This window comes from Agromyces luteolus (assembly GCF_009729855.1).
GTDB classification, from domain to species: domain Bacteria; phylum Actinomycetota; class Actinomycetes; order Actinomycetales; family Microbacteriaceae; genus Agromyces; species Agromyces luteolus.
This window is the reverse complement of sequence record NZ_WODA01000016.1, coordinates 36190-61561: the sequence shown is the minus strand read 5'-3', so window position 1 is coordinate 61561 and position 25372 is coordinate 36190. Positions and strand designations below refer to the sequence as shown.

Genomic DNA, 25372 nt, shown 5'->3' with positions numbered 1-25372 from the left:
GCCCGCGCCCGCACGAGGAGGACCAGGCACGTGACCCCAGCACGTTCGACGCCCGCCGACGCCGACCTGATCGCGGCGGCCCGGAGCGGCGACCGCGACGCCTACGCCGAGCTCTGGCGTCGCCACGAGGCATCCGCTCGCACCGTCGCCCGCTCGCACACGACCCTCGACGCCGACGACCTCGTCGCCGAGGCGTTCACGAGGACCTACGACGCGATCCGGTCGGGCAAGGGCCCGACCGGCGCGTTCCGCCCGTACCTGTTCACGACGATCCGGAACACGGCCGCGACCTGGGGTCGCGCGAACCGCGAGACCCCGCTCGACGACCTCGAGTCGGTGGAGGACCCGACGACGGGCGACGCGGCCGCGCTCGAGGCGCTCGACCGGTCGACGACCGCGAAGGCGTTCCGCGCGCTGCCGGAGCGCTGGCAGGAGGTGCTCTGGTACGCCGAGGTCGAGCGGATGTCGCCGCAGCAGATCGCGCCGCTGCTCGGGATGAGCGCGAACGCGACCGCCGCGCTCGCCTATCGCGCCCGCGAGGGCCTGCGCCAGCAGTGGATCCGGGCGCACCTGGCCGACGGCCACCTCGAGCCCGAGTGCGGCTGGACGGTGGACCGCCTCGGCGCCTACCTGCGCGGCCGCCTGCGCAGCCGCGACACCGCGAAGGTCGAGGCGCACCTCGACGACTGCGCGAAGTGCACGGTCGTCGCGGCCGAGGCCCGTGAGGTCGGGATGCGGCTCGCGCTGGTGCTGCTGCCGCTCGCCGCGGGATCGGCCGCGGCCACCGCGTACTCGGCCTGGCTCGGCGCCGCCGCGCCGGTGGCGACGACGGCGGCCGGCGCGGCCGGCCTCACGGCAGTCGGAGGGGCCGGGCAGGTGGGCGGAGCCGCGGCGGGCACCGCTGCGGCGGGTGCGAGCACGGCCTCCGGCACGGGTGCCGCGGTCGCCGTCGGCGCCGGCGTCGGCGGCGCGGTGCTCGTCGCGGCCACCGCGGTCGCGCTGCTGGTGCTGCCGCAGGTCGCGCCGACGGACGCCGCGCCGGGCCCGGGGTCGGCGGCGATCGCCGCCGAGGATCCCCGCGAGCCCGAGCCGCCGCAGGTCGCAACGGTGCCGGATGCCGCGCCCGCCCCGCGCGAGCCGGAGCCGGCACCCGACCCCGTCGTTCCGCCCGCCCAGCCGGAACCCGCGGTCGAACCCGAGCCCCGGACGAAGACGACGACGGCGACCGTCGTGGAGCCCGAGCCGGTTCCGGAACCCGAGCCGGAGCCGGAGCCGGTGGTCGAGCCCGAGCCCGAGCCCGTCGCCGAACTCGGGCTCGTCGTCGACGTGCACGGCTCGGCGCTCACGCTCTCGCTCGAGGGCGAGCCCGGCGCCGAGGTCGAACTGCTCGCCGACGGCCTGCCGTTCGCGATCGTGGTGCTCGACGAGTCGGGGCTCGCGGTCGCCGAGTTCCTCGCGCCCGCGAACCACAAGTGGACCGCGTCGGCCCGCTACGCCTGACCGGTCCCGCGCCGGCGCGGGCTAGGCTTCGACGGTGCGCGCCCGCGCGCGCTCCGCGCGCGAGGACCGCACCACGATGAGCATCGCCGCGACGAGCAGCACCGCGTACGCGACCGGCACCGCGCCGACGCCGACGGCGTCGAACAGCACGGCGCCGACGAGCGCGCCGCCGCCGATGCCGACGTTGAAGGCGGTCGTGTAGAGCGCACTCGCGGCATCGCGTCGATCGGCCGGCGCGGCCTGGAGCAGTCGGGTCTGCAGCAGCGGCGGGACGGCACCGAAGGCGAAGCCCCACACGGTGTAGGCGATGATCGCCGGCCACAGGCCGGGCTCGGCGGCGATCACGAGGAGCGCGATGGCGAGCAGCAGCATGGCGCCCACGAGCGCGCGGACGCTGTCGCGCGCGATCGGGCTCCCCGCCACGAGGAGGCCGACCGCGCCGGCGAGGCCCGAGGCGAACAGCAGCGGCGCGACCGCAGCCGACGACGCGCCCACGACGTCCGTGAGCAGCGGGGCCACGTACGTGAGCGCGGCGTACTGGCCGATCATCACGACGGCGGTGACGACGCTCACCGCGACGACCCCGCGCATGCTGCGGCGATCGGCGGGCTCGGCGCCGGGCACGCCCGTGGCGACAGCAGGGCCGTCCGGTGCCGTCGACTGCGGCGCGGCGGTGTCCGGCGGCAGCACGGCCCGAACGACCACGGCGCCGGCGAGCGTGAGCGCGGCGACGACGCCGAACGCCCACCGCCAGCCGACCGCCTGGCCGAGCGCGGTCGCGAGCGGCACGCCCGCGATGAGCGCGAGGGTGCCGCCGCCGAGCACGACGGACACGGCGCGGCCGAGGTGCTGCTCGCCGACGAGTCGGGCCGGATAGGCCCCGACCAGCGCCCAGAACAGGCCGTGCGCGACGCCGCCGACGACTCGGACGGCGACGAGCTGGCCGTAGTCGGGAACGAGCGCCGAGGCGGCCGTCGAGAGCCCGAGCACGACGAGCACGATCGTGATCAGGGTGCGCCGCGGCATCCGCCTCAGGAGTGCGGTGAGCGGCGTCGAGGTCACGACGACCGTGAAGGCGAACACGGAGACGAGCAGGCCCACGAGGGGTGCGCCGACGCCGAGGTCGGCGCTCATCTCGGGCAGCAGCCCGGTGGGCAGCATCTCGATGGTGATGGACAGGAAGACGGCCGCGGCGAGTGCGACGAGCGAACGCCAGGGCATGGTGGTCGCGCCCGCGCGCGACGATGAGGTGATCGGCATGAGGAATTCATCCGACGGCGTTCCCCGCGAAGCGGCACGGCCTGCTGCGGGTCGACTACGCGCTCACGTGCGCGCCCGGGGCCGACGGTGTCCGCACGACCGCGACCCAGTGTAGCGGGGCGCGCCTGCGTATTCGCCGGGCGGTACGCTGTCCCGATGAGCACGGAGGCCGAGCCGCACAGCCCGCACCTGTCCCACTGGGTCGTCACGCTGAGCTGCACCGACGGGCCCGGCATCGTGCACGCGGTGAGCGGCGCGATGGTCGCCGCCCGCGGCAACATCACCGAGAGCCAGCAGTTCGCCAGCCACGACACGGGGCGCTTCTTCATGCGCGTGCAGGTCGAGTCGCCGGCCGACCGCACCGAGTTCGAGGCCGCGCTCGCGCCCGTCATCGAGCGCTGGAGCATGGACCTGCACCTCGACGAGGTGGGTCGACCGCTCCGCACGCTCGTGCTCGCCTCGACCGCCGGTCACTGCGTGAACGACCTGCTGTTCCGCCAGCGCGGCGGCCAGCTGCCCGTCGAGATCCCGCTCGTGCTCTCCAACCACGGCACGCTCCGCGACCTCGTCGACTTCTACGGCGTGCCGTTCGAGTCGGCGCCGGTCACCTCGCCCGAGACGAAGGCCGAGTTCGAGCGCCGCATCCTCCACGCGGTCGACGAGCACGACATCGAGCTCGTCGTGCTCGCGCGCTACATGCAGATCCTCTCCCCCGAGCTGTGCGATGCCCTCGCGGGGCGCTGCATCAACATCCACCATTCGTTCCTGCCGGGCTTCAAGGGCGCGAACCCGTACCGCCAGGCGCACGCCCGCGGCGTGAAGCTGATCGGCGCCACGGCGCACTTCGTCACGAGCGACCTCGACGAGGGGCCGATCATCGAGCAGAACGTGGTCCGCGTCGAGCACTCGCGCTCGGTCGCCGAACTCGTCGCGATCGGGCAGGACGAGGAGAGCCGCACGCTCTCGCAGGCCGTGAAGTGGTTCGCGGAGCGCCGGGTGCTGCTCGACGGGCAGCGCACGGTCATCTTCCGCTAGGCGGGCCGGCACGGGTCTCGATACGCGCCTCCGGTGCTCCTCGACCACCGGAGGTCTCGATACGCGCCTCCGGTGCTCCTCGACCACCGGGGGTCTCGATACGCGCCTCCGGTGCTCCTCGACCACCGGGGGCGGTCAGTCGCGGAACTCGCGGCGCCCGTTGATCACGCCGCTCACCGCGGCGACGACGGCGAAGACGACGGCCACGACCGGCTGGCCCATGATCCACCACGCGATCGCGGCCGTCGAGAAGACGGCGATCTCGACGAGCGCCTTCACGAACGGGTCGACGTGGAAGACCGCCTTCGGCGACCGGAAGAGTCCCCACAGGAGGATCGCGAGGAGCGGCAGCCCGATGCCGATGAACACGCCCGGCCACGGCAGCGCGAACGCGGCGAAGCCGAAGATGCCGAGGGTCACGATCGCGAAGATCTCGAGCAGGAAGCGCAGCAGGTCGTTGGCGCCGACCTTGGGGTTGGGCTCGGGGGTGGCATCGTTCACGAGGTTCAAGCCTAACCGCGCCCGCCGCACGCCGACGCCGCGGCATCCATCGAGCGGATGCCGCGGCGCGGCGATCGTGCGGACGCGATGCGGTCGTCAGCCCACGGGCGCCGCGTCGCGCCCCGAGGACACGCCGGGCTCGACGTCGGTCGAGCCGTCGGCGGCGCGGTCGACGTGCGCGTCGGCCGCGGCGAGCTCCTCGTCGGCGTGCGCCGCCTCGGCGTCGGGCTCGGCGCCGCCGGCCGTGCGGAAGTGGCCGATGAGCGAGAGCACGATGCCCACCGCGGCCCACGTCGCGAGGACGAGCCACGGGAACGCCATGGGCGCGTCGGGGAAGTACGACAGGTCGCGCAGCAGCGTGCCGGCAGCGCCCGGCGGCATCCACTGGCCGATCGCGCCCCACGGCGTCGCGAGGAACTCGACGGGGACGGTCGCGGCCGAGATCGGGTTGCCGACGAGCACGAACAGCGCGGCGCCGACGGCGATGCCCGCGCGGCCCATCAAGGCCACGAGCCCGGTGATCGGGGCGGCGATCGCCGCGACGGCCAGGGCGATGGCCGAGGCGTTCAGCCAGAAGTCGCCCTGGAGTGCGCCGAACCACCCCTGCAGGATCCCCGCGAGCACGAGCCCGCCGGCCACCGAGTAGGCGACGACCGCGACGACCCGGCGCATCGCGCCGATCACGGCGAGCGAGATCGCGATGCCGCCGAGCATGCCGCCGAGTACGAGCGGGAACATCGCGGCGGCGAGACCGGTGCCGCGCGGGTCGGAGTCGGCGAGCGGCACCACGTCGGTGACCGTCACGGTGACCTGCGGGATCTCGGGGAGCGACGGCGCGGCCGGGGCATCGCCGGGCTGGCCGGATGCGGCCTGCTGGAGCGCCGCCTGCACGGCGGCCTGCACGACCTGCTGCAGCTGCTCGGGCAGCGCCGCCTGCACCTGCTCGTCGATGCCGGCCTGGAGCCGGGTCGCGAGGCCGTTCAGCAGCTGGGCGACGGCCGGGCTCGCGGCGGTCGCCGTGAGCACCTCGGGCGCATCGGTGGGCGCGTCGCCGAGGACGATCGCGCCGTAGACCTCGCGCTGCTCGATCGCGGCCACGGCCGCGTCGCGGTCGTCGTAGCGCTCGAGCGCGACGGCGCCCTCGGCTTCGTCGGCGACGCGGTCCTCGACCTGGGTCACGGAGGCGTCGGGGCCGACGATGCCGACCGGGAGGTCCTTCGGCTCGGACGTGACCGACGGCCACGCGAACGCGAGCAGGACGACGCCGACGACGAGGGAGAGGACGGCGCCGATGCCGATCGCGCGGCCGATCGGCGTCCGGTGCGTGGTGTGGGAGGACATGAGCTCGGCTCCTTCATAAAAAACGAATGCTCGTTCTTTATAATGGACCTGCGACGTAGGATCGTCAAGCGACGGGAGGATGCCGGATGCCGAAGGTGAGCGACGAGTACCGCGCGGCGCGACGCGAGGAGATCCTCGACGTCGCGCTCGGATGCTTCGCGGAGCGCGGCTATGCGAAGACCTCGATCGCCGACCTCGTGGAGGCGTCGGGGCTCTCGGCGGGCGCGATCTACGGCAACTTCCCCGACGGCAAGAAGGAGCTCTTCGCCGCGGCGGCCGCACGCGTGCTCGAGTCCCGTCGGATCGAGCTCGCCGAACGTCGGCGGGACGGCGGCCCGCTCGCGCCCGGCGAGATCATCGCGACCCTGCTCGGGGGCATCCGGAACGAGCCGTTCAGCGCGGTGCTCCCCCAGCTGTGGTCCGAGGCCATCATCGACCGCGAGATCCGCGATCTCGTCCAGGTCGTCTTCCTCCGCCTGCGCGGCGCGGTCGGCCTGCAGCTCGCCGAGTGGGCGCGCACGCACCCCGACCGCGTCGAGGGCGAGCCCGAGGCCTGGGCCGAGCGCGTCACGCCGGTGATCCTCTCGGCGGCACCCGGGTTCATCCTGCAGCGCGCGCTCCTCGACGACTTCGACGAGGAGGCCTACCTCGCCGCACTCGGCGAGGCGCTCGTGCACTGAACCGTCCGGTGCATCCGGGCGCTGCGACCGGGTCGGCGGCGCGGCGACGCGGTCCGAGTGCGCCGACGGATGCCGCGGCATCCGCCCGGTCGGCTCAGATGCCCTGCCAGTCGGGCTTGTTCGCCCAGGCGTGCCGGTAGTACCCGGCGTGCGCGAGCTTGGACGCGGCCGCCTCGTCGACGATGACCGTGGCGTGCGGGTGCAGCTGGATCGCCGAGCCCGGCTGGCTCGCCGAGACCGGCCCCTCGACCGCCGCCGCGATCGCCTCGGCCTTGCCCTCGCCGAAGGCGAGCAGCACGAGGTGGCGCGCGCGGAGGATCGTGCCGATGCCCTGCGTGATGCAGTGCATGGGCACGTCGTCGATCGAGTCGAAGAAGCGCGCGTTGTCGGCGCGGGTCTGCTCGGTCAGCGTCTTCACGCGCGTGCGCGAGGCGAGCGAGGAGCCCGGCTCGTTGAACCCGATGTGCCCGGTGCGCCCGATGCCGAGGACCTGCAGGTCGACCCCGCCCGCGGCGTCGATCGCCGCCTCGTAGTCCTCGGCCGCGGTGCGGATGGTGGCCGGATCGCCGTTGGGGACCCGGATGAGCTCGGGCGTCAGCCCGAGCGGCTCCACGACCTCGCGCGCGATGACCTGGCGGTAGCCCTCGGGGTGTCCGGCGGGCAGCCCGACGTACTCGTCGAGCGCGAAGCCGCGCACGCCGGCCACGGAGACGCCCTCGGCGGCGATGCGACGCGCGAGCGCGCGGTACGTGCCGAGCGGGGTCGAGCCGGTGGCCAATCCGAGCACGGCGTCGGCACGGGCCCGCAGCAGGTCGACGACGGCGGATGCCGCGAGCTCGCCGGCCTCCTCCTCGTCGCGCACGATCACGACCTCTGCCATGCCGGCTCCTCCAGTTCCTCTCCGATCAGGGCGGCGCCGACGGCGGCCGCGGGGAATCCGCGCGGGATCACCTGCACCCGGCGGGGCAGGTCGAGCGAGGCGAGGAACGCGGAGTCCTCGGCCCAGTCGGCGAGCACGCGGCGCGTGCCCGCGAGCAGTCGGTCGCCGAGCGCCGAGAGCCCGCCGCCGATCACGATGTCGTCGACGTCGGTCGTGAGCGCGAGCAGGCGCACCGCCGAGGCGACGCCCACCAGGAAGCGCTCGCGCGCAGCGACGGCCGCCGGTTCGCCGGCATCCGCACGGTCGAACAGGTCGATCGCCGGGTATCGGTGCGCGCTCGGCCACAGCGTCGCGAGCGCCGAACCCGACGCCAGCGTCTCGAGGCACCCGCGCTGCCCGCACGCGCAGCGCTCGCCCGCCGGGTCGACCGGGATGTGCCCGATCTCGCCGGCGACCCCGCGCCCGCCGCGGAGCAGGTGACCGTCGAGGACGATGCCCGCCGCGAGTCCGGTGCCGAGGTTCAGGTAGGCCATCGAGTGCGCCCGGATGCCGTCGGCGACGCCGAGCAGGTGGTGCGCGCCGAGCGCGGCCGCCTTCACGTCGTTCTCGATCCGCACCTCGACGCCGAGCCGGTCCGCGAGCCGCGGGCCGAGGTCGAGCCCCTCGAGCCCGAGGTTCACGGCGTGGGTCACGCGACCGGTCCCCGAATCGACCGAGCCGGGGATGCCGATGCCGATCGAGCGGAACGCGTGCGGGTCCACGCCCGCGAGCTCGGACATCCGCTCGACCGTGGCCAGCGCCGTGGCGACGACCGCCTCGGCGCCGAACCCGGTCGGCATGCGGACCTGGTCGCTCAGCTCGCCGTCCTCGCCGATCGCGACGGCCGCGGTCTTGGTGCCGCCGATGTCGATCCCGAGCCTCACGACACCTCCGCCGCGGCGGTCAGCGCGTCCTGGACGAGCTCGGCGAACGTCGCGGCGACGCCCCGCGAGGCGCCGAACGTCGCGAGGTCGGCGTATGCGAGGTCGTCGCTCGGCCAGCCCATGTCGACCGTCACCACGTCGGTGCGCGCAGCGCGGAGTCGCTCGATCGCGTCGACCGCGAAGGCGTGCCGGTGCAGGTCCTTGCCGATCACGACGACCGGGCCGGCGAGGGCGGCCGGGTCGGGCAGCGGCGACGCGGCGTCGACGACGAGCTCGGCGGCACCCGTCAGCCAGGTCGGTGCCGGGCGGCCCGGGTCGGGCGCCGCGACGAGGGCGAAGGGCCCCCACGGCACGGCTCCGACGGCGATGTTCGCGACGGTCTCGATGCGGACGATCGTGCCGACCGAACCGGTCGCGCAGAGCCGGTCGAGCGCACCCGGCGCGACGTGGAACGACGCGGCGACACGGTCGGCGAGGCCGGCGGGCAGGCCCGCCTCGGGCGACGCAGCGGATGCCGCGGGCTCGCCCGCGGGACGTGCGACGACCGCGAGCGCGCGCACGCGCGCCGCGGCATCCGCCACACGCTCGGCCGCGAGGCGGCCCGACGCAACGGCATCGGCGATCGCCTGCGCGATCTGCTCCATCTGCTCGCCCGTGTTGTCGGTGCCGATGCACAGCAGGTCGCAGCCGGCGGCGAGCGCGAGCACGGCAGCCTCGGGGATGCCGCGCCCGCCGCTCGCCCCGGCCATGTCGAGGGCGTCGGAGACGATGACGCCCTCGTACCCGAGCTCCCCGCGGAGCAGGCCGTGCAGGATGCGGGGAGACAGGGTGGCAGGGTGCTCCGCGTCGAGCTGCGGGAGCAGGATGTGGCTCGTCATGATCGAGCGCGTGCCGGCCGCGATCGCGGCGCGGAAGGGCGCGAGCTCGCGCTCGTGCAGCGCCTCGAGCGGCAGGTCGACGACGGGCAGCGCCAGGTGCGAGTCGGTCGCCGTGTCGCCATGGCCCGGGAAGTGCTTCGCGCTCGCGTCGATGCCGACGGACTGCACGCCCTCGACCCACGCCGCCGTGTGCCGGGCCACGAGCCCGGGCTCCGCGCCGAAGCTGCGCACGCCGATCACCGGGTTCGCTGCGTTCGAGTTGATGTCGGCGTCGGGCGCGAACGTCATGGTGCAGCCGACTGCGACGAGCGCGTCACCCACCGCGCGCCCGACGGCGCGAGTGAGCTCGACGTCGTCGATGCGGCCGAGCACGGCGTTCCCGGGGTACGGGGCGCCGCGGTCGAAGAACAGGCGCGTGACGTCGCCGCCCTCCTCGTCGATCGCGACGACCGCGAGCGGGTTCGCCGCGCGCAGCTCGGCCGTGAGGCCGGCCAGCTGCACGGGCGAGACCACGTTCGAGCCGAAGACGCACACGCCGCCGAGGCCCTCGCCGAGGAGGCCGAGCAGCCATTCGGGCGCCTCGGGCCCGGCGAATCCGGGCAGGAGGGTCGTGAGGATGTCGCGGCGCAGGTCCCGCCCGGCGCCGCCCTGGATCACGTCGTTCATCCCTTGACCGCTCCGCTCACGAGGCCGCTCGTCATCCGCCCCTGGACGATGAGGAAGAACACGATCACCGGGATCGCCATGAGGGTCGAGCCCGCCATGATGGCCGCCCAGTTCGTCGTGCCGTTCGCCACCAGGAAGGTGCGGAGCCAGACGGGCAGCGTCATCATCTCGGGCCGGGCGTTCAGCACGAGCGCGATCACGAACTCGTTCCACGCCTGGATGAAGCCGAACACGCCGGTCGCGACGAGTCCGGGGGCGAGCAGCGGGAACGTGACCCGCCAGAAGGCGCCCGCCCTGGAGCATCCGTCGATCATGGCCGCCTCCTCGAGGTCGGCCGGCACGCCGTTGACGAACCCGCGCAGGGTCCAGATCGTGAACGGCAGCACCGTGGCGACGTACACGATCGTCAGGCCGATCAGGGTGTTCAGCAGGTGCCATCCGTCGATGACCCGGAAGATCGCGACGATCATCGCCTCGCCCGGGATCATCTGGATCACGAGGATCATCACGATGAACCCGCGCCGGCTCTTGAACCGGAACCGGGTGACCGCGATCGCCGCGAGGAACGCGAAGACCAGCGCCACCAGCACCGTCGTGAGCGTCACGACGAGCGAGTTGACCGCGGCCGGCGCGAACGGCGTGCGACCCGGGTCGAAGAGCACCGTGGCGTAGTTGCGGAGCGTGAAGTTGTCGGGCCAGAAGTGGATCTCGGAGCCGCGGATCTCGTTGTTCGGCTGGAACGACGTGTTCACCATCCAGTAGACGGGGAACGCGAACAGGGCGAAGAGCACGACCGACAGGGCGCTCCAGAGCGCGGTCGAGAGGCGGTTGCGGCCGCGCCGGCGGCCGGGAGCCGGGCGCGTGCTCGACCCCGTCACGATGGCGGTGGTGGCGCTCACAGCTCCTCCTCCTTGATGGTCTGGCGGACGTAGTAGAGCGAGACGGTCATCAGGATGATCGCCGTGATCACCGCGATCGCACCGCCCGTGCCGAAGTCGCCGCCCGCGATCGAGACCTGGTAGATGTACACGCCGAGCGTGTTGGTGAGGGCGCGGATGCCGCCGATGTCCTGGAGCGCGAAGATCTGGGTGAACACCTTGAGGTCCCAGATGATCTGCAGGATCGTCGTGATCAGGAAGATCGGCTTGAGGTACGGGAACGTGATGAGCCGGAAGCGCTTGAACGCGCCGGCGCCGTCGAGCTGGGCCGCCTCGAGCACCTCGTCGGGCACCTGGGTGAGGCCGGCGTAGATCGTGAACGCCACGAACGGCACGGCGCCCCAGACGATGATGATGCCGGCGACGAGGAAGAAGCTCAGCGGGTCGATGAGCCACGAGTGCTGCTGGAACTGCTCGAGCCCGAACCCGTTCACGAGGACCGAGTTGACGATGCCGTAGTCGGTGTCGAACATCCAGCCCCAGACGATGGTCGCCGAGAGCGGCGGCATCGCCCACGCGAGGAGCATGCCGAGCGAGAGCAGCAGGCGGAAGCCCTTGGGCAGGCGCTGCAGCAGGAGCGCCATCAGCGTGCCGAGGACCATCGTCGTCACGACGCAGACCGCGGCGAAGACGAGGCTCCGGCCGAGCACCTCGTAGAAGGTGACGTCGGTGAGGACGGAGACGTAGTTCTCGAACCACACCCAGGTGGGCGGGGCGCCGAAGACCTGCGCGCGGCCGAACTCCTGCATCGAGGTGATGAGCAGCTGGATGAGGGGCCAGCCGACGATCGCGGCGAGCACGAGCGAGGCGGGGACGAGGAGGCCGTAGGGGGTGAGTCCTCCGGCGCGGCGGCTGAAGCGGCGTCGCTTCGGCGGCGGGGCGGGCTGCGGGGTGACGATGCGTTCGCCGTCGACCGCGCTCACGGCCGGGGGGAGGCCGGTGTCGGTGGTGGTCATGTGGGGCTCCTGCGTCTGACGGCGAGGTGGGGATGCCGCGGGCGGTGCCCGCTCATGGTGCCGGGCCGGCAGCGTGTGTGGGGCACTGCCGGCCCGGGGCCTGTGGGAGTCGGTGCGGCCGCACGTCAAGTGTGCGCGCGGCCGCACCGCGGGGGAAGGACTAGCCGTTGAGGATGTCCTCGATCTGCTGGTCCGCCTCCTCGGCGAGCTGGGCGACGTCGCCGCCCTGCGCGATGTTGACGAAGAGGTCCTGCAGGATGCCCGCCGCCTCGACGTCGGCCCACTTCGGCGAGGCCGGGGTGAGCTTGGCGTTGCCGGCCGCGGCGGAGATCGCCTGGGCGACCTCGTCGGTGCCGACCGTGTCGCCGAGCGAGAGCTTCGCCGGCACGAGGCCGTTCTCGCCGTAGATCGTCTGGAACTCGTCCGAGAGGATGATCTTCAGCGCGTCGAGCGCGAGCTCGGGGTGCTTGGTGTTGGCCGAGATGCCGATGTTCGAGCCGCCGGCGAACACCTGGGCGGCGTCGCCGTCAGCGCCGGGGAGCGCGTAGACGCCGAGGTTCTCCTCCTGGTCGGGGCAGCCGGGGGTCTCGGCGTCCTCGGGGGCGAGGATCGACCACTTCACCCAGGCCGGAGCCGCGAGCTGCAGCGACGTGCCGTCGCAGAAGCCCACCTGCGGGTTCGACTCGTTGGCGTCCTTCGGGGCGCGCGAGGCCTCGGTCATGACCTTCTGGACCATCTCGAGGCCCTCGATCGACTCGGGCGAGCTCAGCTGGGCGTCCCACTCCTCGCCGTCCGGGACCGCGACCTCGCCGCCGGCCTCCCAGATGTAGGGCAGCGCGGCGTACCAGTTCTGGCCGGGCCACCAGACACCCGACTTGCCGGGGTTGTCGTTCGCGAGCTGGATCGCCTGGTCGACGTACTGGTCGAGCGTGGTCGGGACCTCGATGCCCGACGCGGCGAACGCGTCCTTCTTGTAGAACACGAGCGACGAGCCCGAGTAGAGGGGCGCGGCGTAGAACTTCTCGTCGTACGAGCCCACCTCGACGAAGCCGGGGAGGAGGTCGTCGCCGCCCAGCTCGTCGTAGTGGTCGGTGAGGTCCATGAAGGCGCCCGCCGACGTGAAGGCCGGGGCCTGCGTGTTGCCCACCTCGACGACGTCGGGGCTGTCCGAGCCGGAGAGGCTGGTGGTGAGGCGGTCGACGAGACCGTCCCACGACTGCTCCTCGATCACGAGGGTGGAGCCGGGGTGCTCCTCCTCGAAGGTCTCGACGAGCAGCTCGCGCGCCGCGTCGGGGGTGTCGGTGCCGACGAGCCAGACGCGGATCTCCGCGCCCTCCTCGGAGGCCGCGTCGCCTCCGGTGGTGGCGCACCCGGCGAGGGTCAGCGCAGCCGCGGCGCCGAGCGCCACGATGCCGAGGTTCCTCATTGCGTGGTTTCCTTTCGTAGGGGGAAGGTGGGAGCGGGGGTGCTGCCACCCGTGGTGCAGGGGGGTGGGGTCAGGAGACCCCGAGTTGGCCGGAGAGGACCATGACGGCCGCCCCGCGCAGGACGATGTCCTGCCCGTGCGCGGTCATCCGGAGCCTCAGTTCCCGGTGGTGTTCCGTCATCGTCCGGTTCCGGACCGTCTCGACGGCCGCCTCGAGCAGCGGGCCGTCAAGCAGTTCCGTCGGTCCGCTGAGCACGACCTCGGAGAGGTTCAGCGCACCGACGACGGGGGCGAGCACGATGCCGAGGCGTCGGCCCGCTTCCCGCAGGGTCTCTTCGCGAGCGGATGCCGCGGCATCCGCATCGCCGAGGCGTTCGAGCTCGGCGGTGAGTCGGGGCACCGCGAGCCAGGCCTCGAGGCAGCCGTGCTTGCCGCACGCGCACCGCGGGCCGCCGTCGGTGCCGACCACGACGTGGCCGATCTCGCCCGCGGCGCTCCCGGCGCCGAGCACGGGTCGACCGCCGACGATCAGGCCGGCGCCGACGCCGTGGCCGACCTTGACGAGCAGGAGGTCGCCGGGCGCGCCCGCGTGCTCGGCGAGCACCGCGACGTTCGCGTCGTTCGCGACGTGCACGGGCAGGTGGAAGGCCGCCTGCAGCCGCTCCTGGAGCGGGAGGTCGGTCCAGCCGAGGTTCGGGGCGGAGTGGACGACGCCGTTGGGCTCGACGACGCCCGGGGAGCCGACGCCGATGCCGAGCACCGGCGCGGTCGTGAGAGCGAGGAGTCCGTCGAGGAGCTCGGTGACGAGCTGGACCGCGCGCTCCCCCGTCGCGCCCTCGAGGGCGACCTCGGCGCGCGCGACGGTCGTGCCGTCGAGGTCGAGCACGGCGCCGCGGAAGCGCGTGTGCTCGGACAGGTCGAGGGCGACCACGTGGTGGCCGGTGCGGTCGATGTCGATGAGCGTCGCGGGCTTGCCGGGTCGCGCGGCCTCGCGGTGGCCGAGCTCGACGACGAGGCCCTCGCCGATGAGCTCGGCGACCAGGTCGGAGACGGTGACGCGCGTGAGGCCGGTCTCGCGCGAGACATCCGCCCGGCTCTGCGCACCCTGCGTGTAGAGGGTCTGCAGGACCAGCGAACGGTTGTGGCTGCGGGCGTGCTCGGGGAGCACCTTGCCCGAGGTGCGGAGCGCGCGGCCCGCGAAGAGCTGGCCCGCGGCCGTCGCCGGCGTCGCCGGCCCTGCCGTGCGCTCGCCGCCGAGTGCGATGCCTGCGGGCGCCTGCCCGGGTGCTGCTTCCGTTGCCGTCACGTTTGTTAGTACACCTTACGAACAAACCTCCGCGCAACCCCTCGGACGAAATTCGTTCAGGTTCTTTACAAACCCGTGACCTGCTGGTGCGGCCGGTCGGCGGCGACAGGGGCCCTGAGTGCGCCCGGCGCCCAGCAGGGCGAGTCCGAGCATGGCGCCGGCGCGAGTCGGTCAGCGAGCGGATGCCGCGGTCCGCTGCCGTTCGGCCGCGTCGGCGCCCGCGCGCGCATCGCGCCGCCCCCCGATCGCGCGGAGCGCGGCGAGGATCGTGATGAGGTCGACGACCTCCTGCAGGAGCGCGCCGACCGTCGCGGGGATGACCCCGAAGGTCGCGACGAGCATCAGCGCGATGCTCACGGCGATGCCGATCCAGATGCTCTGGAGCGCGATCCGCACGGTGTCGCGGCCGATCTCGACGGCCTTCGCGGTGCGCGAGACGTCGTCGACGAGGATCACCGCGCTCGCCGACTCGCTCGCGGCCGTCGCGCCGCGCGCGCCCATCGCGATACCGACGTCGGCGGCGGCGAGCACGGGCGCGTCGTTCACGCCGTCGCCGACCATGATCACCGGGCGGTCGGCGATGCCGGCGACCTCCTGGACCTTGTCGGCGGGCAGGCACTCGGCGCGCACGCGCTCGATCCCGAGCTCGGCGGCGATGTGGTCGGCGGTCGCCTGCGCGTCGCCCGTGAGCATCATGGTGTGGCGCACGCCGAGCTCGTCGAGCCGGGCGAGCGTCGCGGCGGCGTTGCCGCGCAGCCGGTCCCGCGCGAGCAGCGCGCCCGCGTAGGTTCCGTCGACCGCGACGTAGACCGCCAGCTCTCCGGGCGCGATCCCCGTGCGCCGGGTCTCCGGAGCGTGCTCGGCGACGAACGCGAACTTGCCGACCACGACCTCGCGTCCGCCGATGCGGGCGACGACGCCGTTCGTGGCCGCTTCGCGCGCGGCCGCGGCCTCCTGCAGGCGGATGCCGCGCTCGCGCGCCGCGTCGATCATCGACTCGGCGAGCACGTGCGACGAGTACTGCTCGGCGGAGGCCACCAGCCCGAGCAGCTCGTCGGCATCGAAGCCCGCCTCGGGGCGGACGGCGACGAGCTCGGGCGAGCCGTGCGTGAGGGTGCCCGTCTTGTCGAAGACCGCGGTGCGCGCCCGGGCGAGCTGCTCGAGCACGCCGCCGCCCTTGACGATCACGCCGTTGCGCGCCGCGCGGCTCATGCCGCCGATGAACGCGACCGGCGCGGCGATGAGCAGCGGGCACGGCGTCGCGAGCACCAGCACCTCGGCGAAGCGCACGGGGTCGCCCGAGATCCACCACGCGAACCCCGCGAGCAGCAGCGAGAACGCCGTGAACGGGACCGCGTAGCGGTCGGCGAGCCGCACGACCGGCGCCTTGCTCGCCGCCGCCTCCGCGACGAGCGCGACGATCTGCTGGTACTGGCTGTCGGCCGCGCGAGCCGTCGCCGTGATCTCGATCGCCGCGAGCCCGTTCACCGAGCCGCTCAGCAGCCCGTCGCCCGCCCGCTTCTCGACGGGCACGCTCTCGCCCGTGATCGACGACTCGTCGACGGAGGCCTCGGCCGAACGCAGCTCGCCGTCGACGGGCACGATCTCGCTCGGTCGGACGAGGAGCACGTCGCCGGGCTCGACCTCGTCGACGGGCACGTCGACGAAGTGGTCGTCGACCACACGGTGCGCGTGCTGCGGCGCCCGCGTCAGCAGCGCGTCGAGTTCGCGCTTCGCGCGACGCCCGGCGTAGTCCTCGAGCGCCTCGCCGCCGGTGAGCATGAGCACGACGATGAGCGCGGCGACGTACTCCCCCACGACCACGGTCGCGACGATCGCGGTGACCGCGAGGATGTCGAGGCCCCAGTGCCCGCGCAGGATGTCGCGCACCATGCCCACGGCCTGCCAGGCGGCCACGGCGAGCGCGTACACGCTGAAGATCCAGGCGACGAGCCATCCGGCACCCGCCAGCGCGAGCACGATCCCGACGAGCCCGATCGCGAGCGTGAGCGCGACGACGGGGTAGCGACGGACGAGACGGATGCCGCGGGCCATGCCCCCATCCTCGCCGACTCCCCCGCTTCCACCGCGACGAAGGTCCGTTTCTGCGGTGGAGTGCGGGTTCGACGCGTCCTCCACCGCAGAAACGGCACTCGGATGCCCCGGAGACGGCGAAGGGCCGGATGCACGAGGCATCCGGCCCTTCGGACCGGGCGAGCGCGACCGCTCAGGCGCCGAGGCGCGCCTTGAGGTTCGCGTCGATCGTGTCGAGGAACTGCTCGGTGGTCTGGAACTCCTGGTCGGGGCCGACGAGGAGCGCGAGGTCCTTCGTCATGGCGCCGGACTCGACCGTCTTGATGATGACGTCCTCCAGCGTGTGCGAGAAGTCGATCAGCTCCTGGTTGCCGTCGAGCTTGCCGCGGTGCGCGAGGCCGCGCGTCCAGGCGAAGATCGAGGCGATCGGGTTGGTCGAGGTCGGCTTGCCCTGCTGGTGCTGGCGGTAGTGGCGCGTGACGGTGCCGTGCGCCGCCTCGGCCTCGACGATGCTGCCGTCGGGCGTGGTGAGCACCGAGGTCATGAGGCCGAGCGAGCCGAAGCCCTGCGCGACGGTGTCGGACTGCACGTCGCCGTCGTAGTTCTTGCACGCCCAGACGTAGCCGCCCTCCCACTTGAGCGACGCCGCGACCATGTCGTCGATGAGGCGGTGCTCGTAGGTGATGCCGGCGGCCTCGAACTTCTCCTTGAACTCGGTGTCGAAGACCTCCTGGAAGACGTCCTTGAAGCGGCCGTCGTAGGCCTTCAGGATCGTGTTCTTCGTCGAGAGGTAGACCGGGTAGTTGCGGTCGAGGCCGTAGTTCAGCGACGCGCGCGCGAAGTCGCGGATGGACGCGTCGAGGTTGTACATGCCCATCGCGATGCCCGAGCCGGGCGCCTGGAAGACCTCGAACTGCTGCGGCTCGGAGCCGTCCTGCGGAGTGAAGGTCATCGTGAGCGTGCCGGGGCCCTCGAACTTGAAGTCGGTGGCGCGGTACTGGTCGCCGAACGCGTGGCGGCCGACGATGATCGGCTTGTTCCACCCGGGCACGAGCCGCGGGATGTTCGAGATGATGATCGGCTCGCGGAAGATCACGCCGCCGAGGATGTTGCGGATCGTGCCGTTCGGCGACCGCCACATCTTCTTCAGGCCGAACTCCTCGACGCGAGCCTCGTCGGGCGTGATCGTCGCGCACTTGACGCCGACGCCGTGCTGCTTGATCGCGTTGGCCGCGTCGACCGTGATCTGGTCGTCGGTCTCGTCGCGCTTCTGGATGGAGAGGTCGTAGTACTCGAGGTTGACGTCGAGGTACGGGTGGATGAGCTGGTCCTTGATGGCCTGCCAGATGATGCGGGTCATCTCGTCGCCGTCGAGTTCGACGACGGTACCTTCGACCTTGATCTTCGACAAGGGGCGGTCTCCTTGGGATCTCGTGGGATTGCTTGGGAAGCGAGGAAGTCTCGGGGGTGTCCGGACACGCCGTCGACCAGCTTACCGCGTCGGCGGAATATCTCGACATCGAGAGATCGGATGCGCCTCGGACGCTCGTCCGCAAGCGGCGCGCCGCGCGCCGTCGGCGGCTCGACCGCGACCAGCCGCCGTCGCATCCGGTCGCATGAGGGTTACCGGCGCGCCACCTCATGCGGTTAGGCTGCGATGCATGGCTGATCTGCGACTCGAAGAACTGAACGCGACGAACATCGTCGCCGCGAACACCCTGTCGCTGAAGCCCGGCCAGGAGCAGTTCATCGCGCCGGTCACCTACGCCGCGGAGTCCTCCGTCGTGAACCCGGCCACCGCCTGGCAGCGCGTCGCGCTGAGCGACGACAAGGTCGTCGGCTTCATCCACGGCAACTTCGACCCCGAGAACGAGCACGAGGAGTTCCGGGCCTGCATCTGGCGCATCAACGTCGACGCCGAGGCGCAGGGCAAGGGCGTCGGCCGGTTCCTCGCGCACGCGCTCGCCGAGGAGGCCGAACGACGCGGGTTCGACCGGATCACCGTGCTGTGGGAGCCCGGCGAGGGCGGCCCCGGCGAGTTCTTCCACCGCATCGGCTTCCGCGACGTCGGCGAGACCCAGTACGGCGACGTCATCGGGGCGCTCGAGCTCGCCGGCTGAGCCGACCCGCAACGACCGGCTCGAGGGGCGACGGATGCCGCGGCACGGCGAGGGCTTCGTCGACGCCGTGCTCGCCGTGGTGTCCGACATCCCGCCCGGACGGGTCATGACCTACGGCGACGTGGCGGCGACGCTCGGCTCGCGCGGCGCGCGCGCCGTCGGGCAGGTCATGGCGCGCTACGGGGGCGACGTGCCCTGGTGGCGCGTGATCCGCGCCGGCGGCCGACCGCCCGCGGGGCACGCCGACGCCGCACGCGAGCGCTACCTCGCGGAGGGGGTTCCGATCCGGCCCGTCGACGACGAGGACGGGTACCGGATCGACCTCGCGGCGTGTCGCTGGCGAGGCTGACCGTTCCGCAGCAGCGCGGTCGGGGCCGCCACGGCTCCGGCGCCCGCCGTCAGAGGTCGGCGGGCGAGGACACGACGCCGGGCGCGACCGAGTTCGCGGGCGCCGGCGAGGACGCGGCATCCGGCGGCTCGACCCCGGGCTCGGCCGCGACGAGGAGTCCCGCCCCGGATCCCGGGAGGTCCTCCGAGGCCTCGAGGTGGGCCGGCATCCGGATCGAGACCGTCGTCCCCGCGCCGGGCGGGGAGTCGAGCTCGATCGCACCGCCGACCGCGTCGATGCGGTCCACGATGCCGAGCATGCCGGTGCCCCGGTCGAGCGACGCTCCGCCGACCCCGTTGTCGCGGATCGTCAGCACGAGCTCGTCGCCCTCGACGTACGCCCGGACCCACGCGCGCGTCGCGCGCGAGTGCTTGGCCACGTTCGCGAGCGACTCGGCGACGGCGAAGTACGCCGTGGACTCGACGAGCTCGGCGAGCCGCCCCTCGGGCTGGACCGCGATGTCGACCGGCACCGGGCACCGGCCGGCCAGCTCGGGCAGCGCGAGCGCGAGACCGCCCTGCGACAGCAGGCTCGGGTGGATGCCGTGCGCGAGCTCGCGCAGCTCCTTGAGCCCCTGGTTCAGCGTGGCGATCGACTCCTCCAGCTCGCTCGCGAGCGCATCGTCGTCGGCGGCGCGCGCCCCGTTGGCGGCGATGCGGAGCTGCATGCCCACGGCGACCAGGTGCTGCTGCGCGCCGTCGTGCAGGTCGCGCTCGATGCGCCGCCGCGCCTCGTCTCCCGCCTCGACGATGCGCTGGCGCGACTGGCGGACCTGCTCGAGCGTCCGCTCGATCTCCGACCTGAGCCGGCCGTTGTCGACCGAGAGCCGGAGCGCGCTCGACACCCCGTCGAGCAGTCGCATGTTGTCGGTCAGCACGCGGTCGTGCCGGATCAGGGCGATCGGCAGGCCGCTCGGCGAGGCGACGGGCAGGATGCTGTGGCTCCGGCCCTCCTCGGCGGAGTCGATCGGGCGCCCCGCGGCGTCCACGTATCGCCCGCGCTCCTCCTCCCACCAGAACACGCGCACCGAGTCGTCGCGCAGCGTGCGCGCGAGCGACTCGGCCCAGATCCCGCGGTCGGCGCCCTCGCGCGTGATGCGCATGAGGTCGGCGACGCGTGCGCGCATGTTGCGCGCGTGCGCGATGCCCGCGACGAAGCACACCGGCACCGACGCCATCGCGATGAGCGAGACGGTCTCGAGCGCGAGGTTGGGCGGGGCGCCGGTGGCGTACCGGACCATCTGCGCGGCGAGCGTGCTCACCCAGGACAGCAGCGCGACGGGCATGAGGAACGCGACCGTGCGGGCCGGCACGCTACCGCGGACCCAGCGCAGGAGCAGCCGGAGCGCGATCGCGACCGCCAGCGCGACCCCCACGAACCGGTACCCGATGTCGACGATCGCGAACACGGTCGGCGCCTCGGCGAGCCGGTAGGGATTCGGCACGCAGTCGCACGGCACCGAGTCGGGCCCGGCCAGCGCGAGGACCGTGAAGAAGTTCACCACCGTCGCCACGAGGGCCGTCGACGCGATGAACCGGTCGAAGCGGTCGCCGAGCCCGCCGCGCGGGTACACGAGCACGAGGATGCCGGCGACCACGGCCCAGCCGAGATCGACGCCGCGGAGGATCGGCCAGAGCCATCCGAGCGATTCGATCACCGGGTAGAACGCCTGCGGGATCCAGAACAGGACGAACACGATCATGAGCCGCGCCGGCACCGGGTTCGGCCCGATCGCCCAGGCGACGCCGGCGCACGCCGCGAACACGAGGGGCACGATCGCGTGCACCGTCGTCCAGGACAGCTCGGGCCGCAGGGCCTCCGGCGTGGCGAGGTAGCCGGAGACCTCCATGAACAGGCTGATCGCGACGACGGCCGCGATCACGGCGCTCCGTCGTGCGATGCGCCCGCGCCGGCCGGGGGCCATCACCTGGGCATCACCTCTGGCCGAGGAGCGTCAGCACCGCGAGCACGCGGCGGTGGTGCTCGGGCGACTCCTCGAGGTCGAGCTTCTGCAGGATGCTCCGGACGTGCGTCTCGACGGTCTTCAGGCCGAGGAACAGGGTCTGCGCGATGCCGCCGTTCGAGTACCCCTGCGCCATGAGCTCGAGCACCGACCGCTCGCGTTCCGTGAGCCGCGCGAGCGGGTCGTCGGCGCGCGTCCGCTGGACGAGCTGCTCGACGACCTCGGGGTCGACGACCGACCCGCCGGATGCCACGGTCTGCACCGCGCGCACGAGCGTCTGCGGCTCGGACACGCGCTCCTTGAGCAGGTACCCGGTGCCACTGCCGGCGCCCATCACGCGGAGCGCGTACTCGGGCGTGGCGTACATCGAGAGCAGGAGGATGCCGATGTCGTCGCCGTTCTGCCGGATGCGCTCCAGCGCCACGATGCCCTCGTCGCGGTGGGTCGGCGGCATGCGGATGTCGAGCACGGCGGCGTCGAGGTCGAGGTCGTCGAGCACCGCGAGGAGCTCGTCGCCGGTGCCGACCGAGGCGACGACCTCGATGCCGCCGCCCTCGAGCACCTTCGCGATCCCCTCGCGAAGCAGCAGCGCGTCGTCCGCGATGGCGACCCTCAGGGGCCGTTCCTCCGTGCGCTCAACCATCCAGGCACCTCCGATCGAAGGCGTGCCTGAGCCCCCGACGTCCATGCGCCGCCTGCTCCCGACGATACGCGCCGTGCGGGGCGCCCGGGGGACCCCGTTGTGGGGACAGTCCCGTGCATCCGAGGCCGCGGCCGTGCCACGCTGGGAACAGGTCGCGCACCCTGCCTGCCGCGCGGCCCCCGAGGCGCCGGCCCGCGCCGTCCATCCGAGGAGCGTCATGGTCCGATCCGGTTCGTCGCCGGCATCCGCTGCACCCGCGAGCGCCGTCGCCGCGACGGCGGTCCCGCCCCCGACCGGGGTCACCACCTCGGAGCGGCCCGTCAGGCTCGTCGTCGTCCGGCCGGACGAACTCGTGGACGACGTGCTGGCGCGGGACCACCCGGGGGCCGTCCCATCGTTCAACCGCACGCTCCGCGTCGCACTCGCGATGCGCGGCGGCGTGAGCCTCGCGGTCTGGATCGGCGGCACGGTCGCCGAGCTCGACCTGCTCCGCCGCATCCGCCTGTTCGACGTCGGCGACGAGACGCTCGCCCTCGTCCCCGAGACCGCGAAGCGCCCCCTGACCGCGCCCGTGCTCACGCGCCTGCAGGCGTACGCCGAGCTGATGGATGCCGCGCGCTACGACCGCGTCGAGTTCGACCTGCTCGCCGGCGCGAGCGCGGGCGGCCTGAACGCCGTCGTCTACGCAGTGGCGCAGCGCGCCGGCACCGGGCTGGACCTGCTGCTCAGCACGTGGGGAACGGTCGGCGGGTTCTGGGGGCTGCTGCACCCTCCCGGCGCACGCGGCATCCTGGCCCTCATGCAGGGCGAGGCGTACTTCCGCGAGGAGACGGCGAAGGCCCTCACCGGGATCTACGACACCGAGGACCGGCACCCCGACCTCGCGTCCGAGTACACCGCCGTCGACCTCTCGGTGACCGTCATCGACTCCGGCGACGAGTACGAGGAGGACGCCAACGAGGGGCGGGGCCACTTCCGGTTCGTGGGCCACGAGGCGCACGTGCTCGACAACCGCATCCCGGCACGGCATCGCGAGCGGGAGTCGCGGGAGCATCCGCAGCCCGCCGACGAGCGCGAGGACGACCTGGTCAACCTCAGCAGGCTCGCACTCGCCGCCCGCTCGACCTCGTCGCTTCCGGGCGGGTTCGAGCCCGGACACGTCGAGTCGTTTGGGGGCGAGGCGAACGCCGGCGACGAGGGAGGGATCGATGGCGGCCCGGGCATGCGGTTCGCGTTCGCCGGTCACCGCGAGGGTGCGGCGACGCCGTACCGCGTCGTCGACGGGGCGGTCTTCGACAACGTCCCGATCGAGCGGGCGCTCCGCGCGGCCCGGTCGCGGATGTCTCAGCGCCGGGCCGACCGGGCGATGATCTTCCTCGACCCCGAGCCCGACCCGCCCCTCGGCGGACGCGTGGACTGGGATCCGAACGCATCCCGCTTCTTCCGCGCCATCAAGGCCATGACCGATCGGCAGCTGCGACGCGAGTCGGTCACGCGCGAGGTGGCCGAGCTCGAGCGGTTCAACACCGCCCAGCAGGTCGCGCGGGCGCGTTTCGAGAGCGCGGCGCCGCTCATCGCGAGCTCCCTGGCCGATCCCGCCTCCGTGACCGACCGGCGCCGCGCCTACCGGCGCGCGCTCGCCGTCGACCTGGCCGACCACCTGGCCGAGACGATCGCGGCACCGAGCCTCTGGCAGTTGCACTCCTCGCTCGAGCACCGACGACGCTACCGTCCGATCCCGCTGGTCGACCTCACCGCGCTGGCGGATGTCGCCGTGGAGCGGGTCGCGGCCCTTCCCACCACGCACCGCGAGGCGTTCGCGCGCTCGCCGCTGGCGCTCGCCGATGCCGCCAACTGCCTCCTCGGCTGGGCGCGGGCCCTCGAGGCGCTGCCCGCCGAACCCGGCGCCCGGCACGGCTTCGCGTTCGGCGCGGTCCGCACGGCCGCGTACGACGCGCTGAGCGCGGCGATCGCGTGGCGGGACCGGGCCACCGCGCGGGTCCTGGAGCGGACCGCGGCGTTCGCCGAGGGCGGCCGGGAGCCCGGCCTTCCCGACGTCGGCGCGTGGGTCGACCTCTGGCTTGCCGAGAGCCGGCGGCATCGCGAGCGCGATCTCTGGGACAACCTCGACCGCGCCGTCGCCCGCCTCCGGATCGCCGCCAGGACGGTCGAGACCGAGATCGCCGACGGCACTCGACCGGCCGACCCCGTCTGGGAGGCGTCCGCGTGGCGGCCCCTCGCGGCGGCTCCCGTGCTCTCGGCCGCGGACCTGCCCCCGCTCTACCACGCTGCGGGCATCCCGCCGGCGCTCTCGAACGTCCGCTACTGGCCGATCGGCGTCGACGAGGCGCCCGCCCACGTCGCCGACTTCGACGCGCTCGTGACCGACCGCTGGTACACGATGCTGAGCACGGTCCTCAGGAAGGGCGACCTCGACGCGAAGGGTGCCGCCGACGCGATCCGGGCGGCCTCCAAGACCAAGACCCTCGATCGCGGCTCCAAGCTCGCCGGGTACGGCATCGGGAACTTCCTCGGGTTCCTCGCGCGGGACTGGCGGGTCAACGATTGGTGGTGGGGCCGGATGGACGGAGCCGCCGGCGTGACCCGGTTCTTCTCGTCCCTCGCGCCCACGAAGGTGCTCGCCGATCGCGCGGTCGGCACCCTCCAGGACGCGGTGCTCGCCGAGGCCGACGACCCCGCCTACGCGAGGACCCGGCTCAGTCCGCTCGAACCGGTCTCCCCCGGCGAGCCGGAGCCCCCGACGGCCGAGGCGGCGAGCGCCGCGCGCCGCGGGCGCGTGCGCGCCGGCACCGACACGATCTTCAACCTCGATCCGGCGTACCGGTTCGCGATGGCCTCGCGTGCCGTGCGCCTGCTGGATCGCGTGATCGTCCAGCCGACCCGCAGGGGAACGCGCTGGGTCGCGGCGGCGGTGCTCGCGGTGCTCCGCCCGATCCTCGTCGCCGTGCCCACCGTGGTCGATCCGCCGCGGCTCGCGCTCGTGTCGGCGTTCGCTGCGGCGACCGCCTGGCTGCTGACCTGGGACGACATCGAGCTCGAGTCCGGCCCGTGGATGGCGCTCGCCCTGCTCACCGGGCTGGCGGCCGTCGCCGTCGTGGTCGGGCAGGTGGCGTCCCGGTTCCGCCACTGGAAGGCGGTGGTGTCCCGCCTCGAGGGCACCGCCCACGACGATGCGGAGTCGGCCCGGCTCAGGGCGCGGCGGCCCGCCTGGTTCATGACCGGGGTCGCGATCGCGAGCGTGGTCCCGCTCATGATCGCGATCATCGGCAGCAACTTCCTCCTGATCCTGCTGTGCCTCGGCGTCACCGTCACGCTCGGCACGCTCGCCGCGCACTTCGCGACCACGGCGACGCGCGCGCCGATCCCCGGCCGGGATGCGCGGACGATCGGGATGATCGCGGTCTTCGCCCTGCTCGGCGGCGTGCTCCCGTCCGTCCAGCTCGTCGCGGAGCTCGTCACCGACGACCGCACGCCCGCGGTGCTCGACATCCCCCCGGAGCTGAACTGGATCGCCCTCGCCGCCGGCGCCGCGGCGGTCACGATCTCGTTGACCTGGGACTGGCTGCTGATCCGGTTCCGTCGTCCGGAGGACGTGGGCGACGGGGAGGGCGCGACGGACGAGGCCGCTCCGTGGAGCTCGCCCGTCAACCTCGTCAACTGGCTCACCGTCACGCTCGCGTCGGTCGCGGCCGGGCTCGCCGCCTACGCACTCGCGAAGGTCGTCACCGACGGCATCGCGCCGCTGCTCGCGGACGCCGTGGCGGCGACGCTCTTCATCGTGGCCTGGGCGAACGTGGTGTGGTGGATGCCGGACGCCGTCCGCCGGCTTCCGTGGATGGACGATCGCGTGGACCGGGCTCCACTGCACTGAGGACGGACGGTCGGGCCCATCCCACGGCGGGCGACCTTCAGT

At 73.2% G+C, this 25372-nt stretch carries 20 protein-coding genes; 6 read left to right on the top strand and 14 right to left on the bottom strand.

The genetic code is table 11. The features are described 5' to 3' along the window. Positions 1-30 precede the first annotated feature (30 nt). Positions 31-1500 (top strand): sigma-70 family RNA polymerase sigma factor, encoded by a 1470-nt coding sequence (locus GLX25_RS08350; protein ID WP_166548614.1) that lies wholly within the window; start codon positions 31-33, stop codon positions 1498-1500. 21 nt (positions 1501-1521) lie between these two features. Here GLX25_RS08350 and GLX25_RS08345 read toward each other — a convergent pair whose 3' ends face one another. After that, positions 1522-2760: an MFS transporter gene (locus tag GLX25_RS08345; protein ID WP_155842059.1), complete on the bottom strand. Its 1239-nt coding sequence runs from the start codon at positions 2758-2760 to the stop codon at positions 1522-1524. A gap of 156 nt (positions 2761-2916) precedes the next feature. Here GLX25_RS08345 and purU point away from each other — a divergent pair, with 156 nt between their 5' ends. Then, a complete protein-coding gene (gene purU / locus GLX25_RS08340; protein ID WP_155842058.1) occupies positions 2917-3795 on the top strand; it encodes a formyltetrahydrofolate deformylase in 879 nt (292 codons plus the stop codon). Positions 3796-3930: 135 nt separating this feature from the next. Here purU and GLX25_RS08335 read toward each other — a convergent pair whose 3' ends face one another. Next, on the bottom strand, positions 3931-4296 hold the full coding sequence (locus GLX25_RS08335) for a YrdB family protein (protein ID WP_271192406.1): 366 nt from the start codon (positions 4294-4296) through the stop codon (positions 3931-3933). 96 nt (positions 4297-4392) lie between these two features. Then, the gene (locus GLX25_RS08330; protein WP_155842056.1) at positions 4393-5637 is read right to left on the bottom strand and encodes an ABC transporter permease; all 1245 of its coding nucleotides are present in this window, start codon (positions 5635-5637) and stop codon (positions 4393-4395) included. A gap of 86 nt (positions 5638-5723) precedes the next feature. Between GLX25_RS08330 and GLX25_RS08325 the strand changes: the two genes are divergently transcribed. Continuing rightward, positions 5724-6317, top strand: coding sequence for a TetR/AcrR family transcriptional regulator (locus GLX25_RS08325; RefSeq protein ID WP_155842055.1), 594 nt, complete (start codon positions 5724-5726; stop codon positions 6315-6317). A 94-nt stretch (positions 6318-6411) separates the two neighbouring features. Here GLX25_RS08325 and nagB read toward each other — a convergent pair whose 3' ends face one another. From nagB to GLX25_RS08280, 9 genes are all read right to left on the bottom strand, one after another. After that, positions 6412-7197 (bottom strand): glucosamine-6-phosphate deaminase, encoded by a 786-nt coding sequence (gene nagB / locus GLX25_RS08320; protein ID WP_155842054.1) that lies wholly within the window; start codon positions 7195-7197, stop codon positions 6412-6414. After that, complete coding sequence (locus tag GLX25_RS08315; RefSeq protein ID WP_166548613.1) at positions 7182-8120, bottom strand: ROK family protein; 939 nt, start codon at positions 8118-8120, stop codon at positions 7182-7184. Before GLX25_RS08315 ends, nagB begins: the two co-directional genes overlap by 16 nt. Then, positions 8117-9664: a glycoside hydrolase family 3 protein gene (locus GLX25_RS08310; protein ID WP_155842053.1), complete on the bottom strand. Its 1548-nt coding sequence runs from the start codon at positions 9662-9664 to the stop codon at positions 8117-8119. Before GLX25_RS08310 ends, GLX25_RS08315 begins: the two co-directional genes overlap by 4 nt. Continuing rightward, on the bottom strand, positions 9661-10563 hold the full coding sequence (locus GLX25_RS08305; RefSeq protein ID WP_271192407.1) for a carbohydrate ABC transporter permease: 903 nt from the start codon (positions 10561-10563) through the stop codon (positions 9661-9663). Before GLX25_RS08305 ends, GLX25_RS08310 begins: the two co-directional genes overlap by 4 nt. Further along, positions 10560-11558 (bottom strand): carbohydrate ABC transporter permease, encoded by a 999-nt coding sequence (locus GLX25_RS08300; RefSeq protein ID WP_155842052.1) that lies wholly within the window; start codon positions 11556-11558, stop codon positions 10560-10562. The genes GLX25_RS08305 and GLX25_RS08300 overlap by 4 nt, the downstream gene beginning before the upstream one ends. A gap of 160 nt (positions 11559-11718) precedes the next feature. After that, positions 11719-12984 carry an extracellular solute-binding protein gene (locus GLX25_RS08295; protein WP_155842051.1) on the bottom strand — a complete coding sequence of 422 codons (1266 nt, stop codon included), beginning with the start codon at positions 12982-12984 and terminating at the stop codon, positions 11719-11721. A gap of 70 nt (positions 12985-13054) precedes the next feature. Then, complete coding sequence (locus tag GLX25_RS08290) at positions 13055-14290, bottom strand: ROK family transcriptional regulator (protein ID WP_420837647.1); 1236 nt, start codon at positions 14288-14290, stop codon at positions 13055-13057. A gap of 171 nt (positions 14291-14461) precedes the next feature. Beyond that, entirely contained in the window at positions 14462-16345 is a 1884-nt protein-coding gene (locus GLX25_RS08285) for a heavy metal translocating P-type ATPase (RefSeq protein ID WP_155842050.1), read from the bottom strand. 172 nt (positions 16346-16517) lie between these two features. Further along, a complete protein-coding gene (locus tag GLX25_RS08280; protein ID WP_155842049.1) occupies positions 16518-17735 on the bottom strand; it encodes an NADP-dependent isocitrate dehydrogenase in 1218 nt (405 codons plus the stop codon). Between the two features lie 250 nt (positions 17736-17985). Here GLX25_RS08280 and GLX25_RS08275 point away from each other — a divergent pair, with 250 nt between their 5' ends. Together GLX25_RS08275 and GLX25_RS08270 are read left to right on the top strand one after the other, a co-directional pair. Beyond that, positions 17986-18444 (top strand): GNAT family N-acetyltransferase, encoded by a 459-nt coding sequence (locus GLX25_RS08275; protein WP_155842048.1) that lies wholly within the window; start codon positions 17986-17988, stop codon positions 18442-18444. 34 nt (positions 18445-18478) lie between these two features. Continuing rightward, a complete protein-coding gene (locus GLX25_RS08270; RefSeq protein WP_155842047.1) occupies positions 18479-18793 on the top strand; it encodes an MGMT family protein in 315 nt (104 codons plus the stop codon). A gap of 49 nt (positions 18794-18842) precedes the next feature. Here the strand turns inward: GLX25_RS08270 and GLX25_RS19350 are convergent, their stop codons facing one another. Together GLX25_RS19350 and GLX25_RS08260 are read right to left on the bottom strand one after the other, a co-directional pair. After that, positions 18843-20714 (bottom strand): sensor histidine kinase, encoded by a 1872-nt coding sequence (locus GLX25_RS19350; protein WP_155842046.1) that lies wholly within the window; start codon positions 20712-20714, stop codon positions 18843-18845. Between the two features lie 52 nt (positions 20715-20766). Further along, on the bottom strand, positions 20767-21438 hold the full coding sequence (locus tag GLX25_RS08260) for a response regulator transcription factor (RefSeq protein WP_205719850.1): 672 nt from the start codon (positions 21436-21438) through the stop codon (positions 20767-20769). 217 nt (positions 21439-21655) lie between these two features. Between GLX25_RS08260 and GLX25_RS08255 the strand changes: the two genes are divergently transcribed. Beyond that, a complete protein-coding gene (locus GLX25_RS08255; RefSeq protein ID WP_166548612.1) occupies positions 21656-25330 on the top strand; it encodes a DUF3376 domain-containing protein in 3675 nt (1224 codons plus the stop codon). Positions 25331-25372: the final 42 nt, after the last annotated feature.

Coding starts and splice junctions, on each gene's coding strand:
- GLX25_RS08345 (WP_155842059.1), bottom strand. CDS start 2,760: ATGCCGATCACCTCATCGTCGCGCGCGGGCGCGACCACCATGCCCTGG.
- purU (WP_155842058.1), top strand. CDS start 2,917: ATGAGCACGGAGGCCGAGCCGCACAGCCCGCACCTGTCCCACTGGGTC.
- GLX25_RS08330 (WP_155842056.1), bottom strand. CDS start 5,637: ATGTCCTCCCACACCACGCACCGGACGCCGATCGGCCGCGCGATCGGC.
- GLX25_RS08325 (WP_155842055.1), top strand. CDS start 5,724: ATGCCGAAGGTGAGCGACGAGTACCGCGCGGCGCGACGCGAGGAGATC.
- nagB (WP_155842054.1), bottom strand. CDS start 7,197: ATGGCAGAGGTCGTGATCGTGCGCGACGAGGAGGAGGCCGGCGAGCTC.
- GLX25_RS08310 (WP_155842053.1), bottom strand. CDS start 9,664: ATGAACGACGTGATCCAGGGCGGCGCCGGGCGGGACCTGCGCCGCGAC.
- GLX25_RS08300 (WP_155842052.1), bottom strand. CDS start 11,558: ATGACCACCACCGACACCGGCCTCCCCCCGGCCGTGAGCGCGGTCGAC.
- GLX25_RS08295 (WP_155842051.1), bottom strand. CDS start 12,984: ATGAGGAACCTCGGCATCGTGGCGCTCGGCGCCGCGGCTGCGCTGACC.
- GLX25_RS08285 (WP_155842050.1), bottom strand. CDS start 16,345: ATGGCCCGCGGCATCCGTCTCGTCCGTCGCTACCCCGTCGTCGCGCTC.
- GLX25_RS08275 (WP_155842048.1), top strand. CDS start 17,986: ATGGCTGATCTGCGACTCGAAGAACTGAACGCGACGAACATCGTCGCC.
- GLX25_RS08270 (WP_155842047.1), top strand. CDS start 18,479: ATGCCGCGGCACGGCGAGGGCTTCGTCGACGCCGTGCTCGCCGTGGTG.
- GLX25_RS08260 (WP_205719850.1), bottom strand. CDS start 21,438: ATGGTTGAGCGCACGGAGGAACGGCCCCTGAGGGTCGCCATCGCGGAC.
- GLX25_RS08255 (WP_166548612.1), top strand. CDS start 21,656: ATGGTCCGATCCGGTTCGTCGCCGGCATCCGCTGCACCCGCGAGCGCC.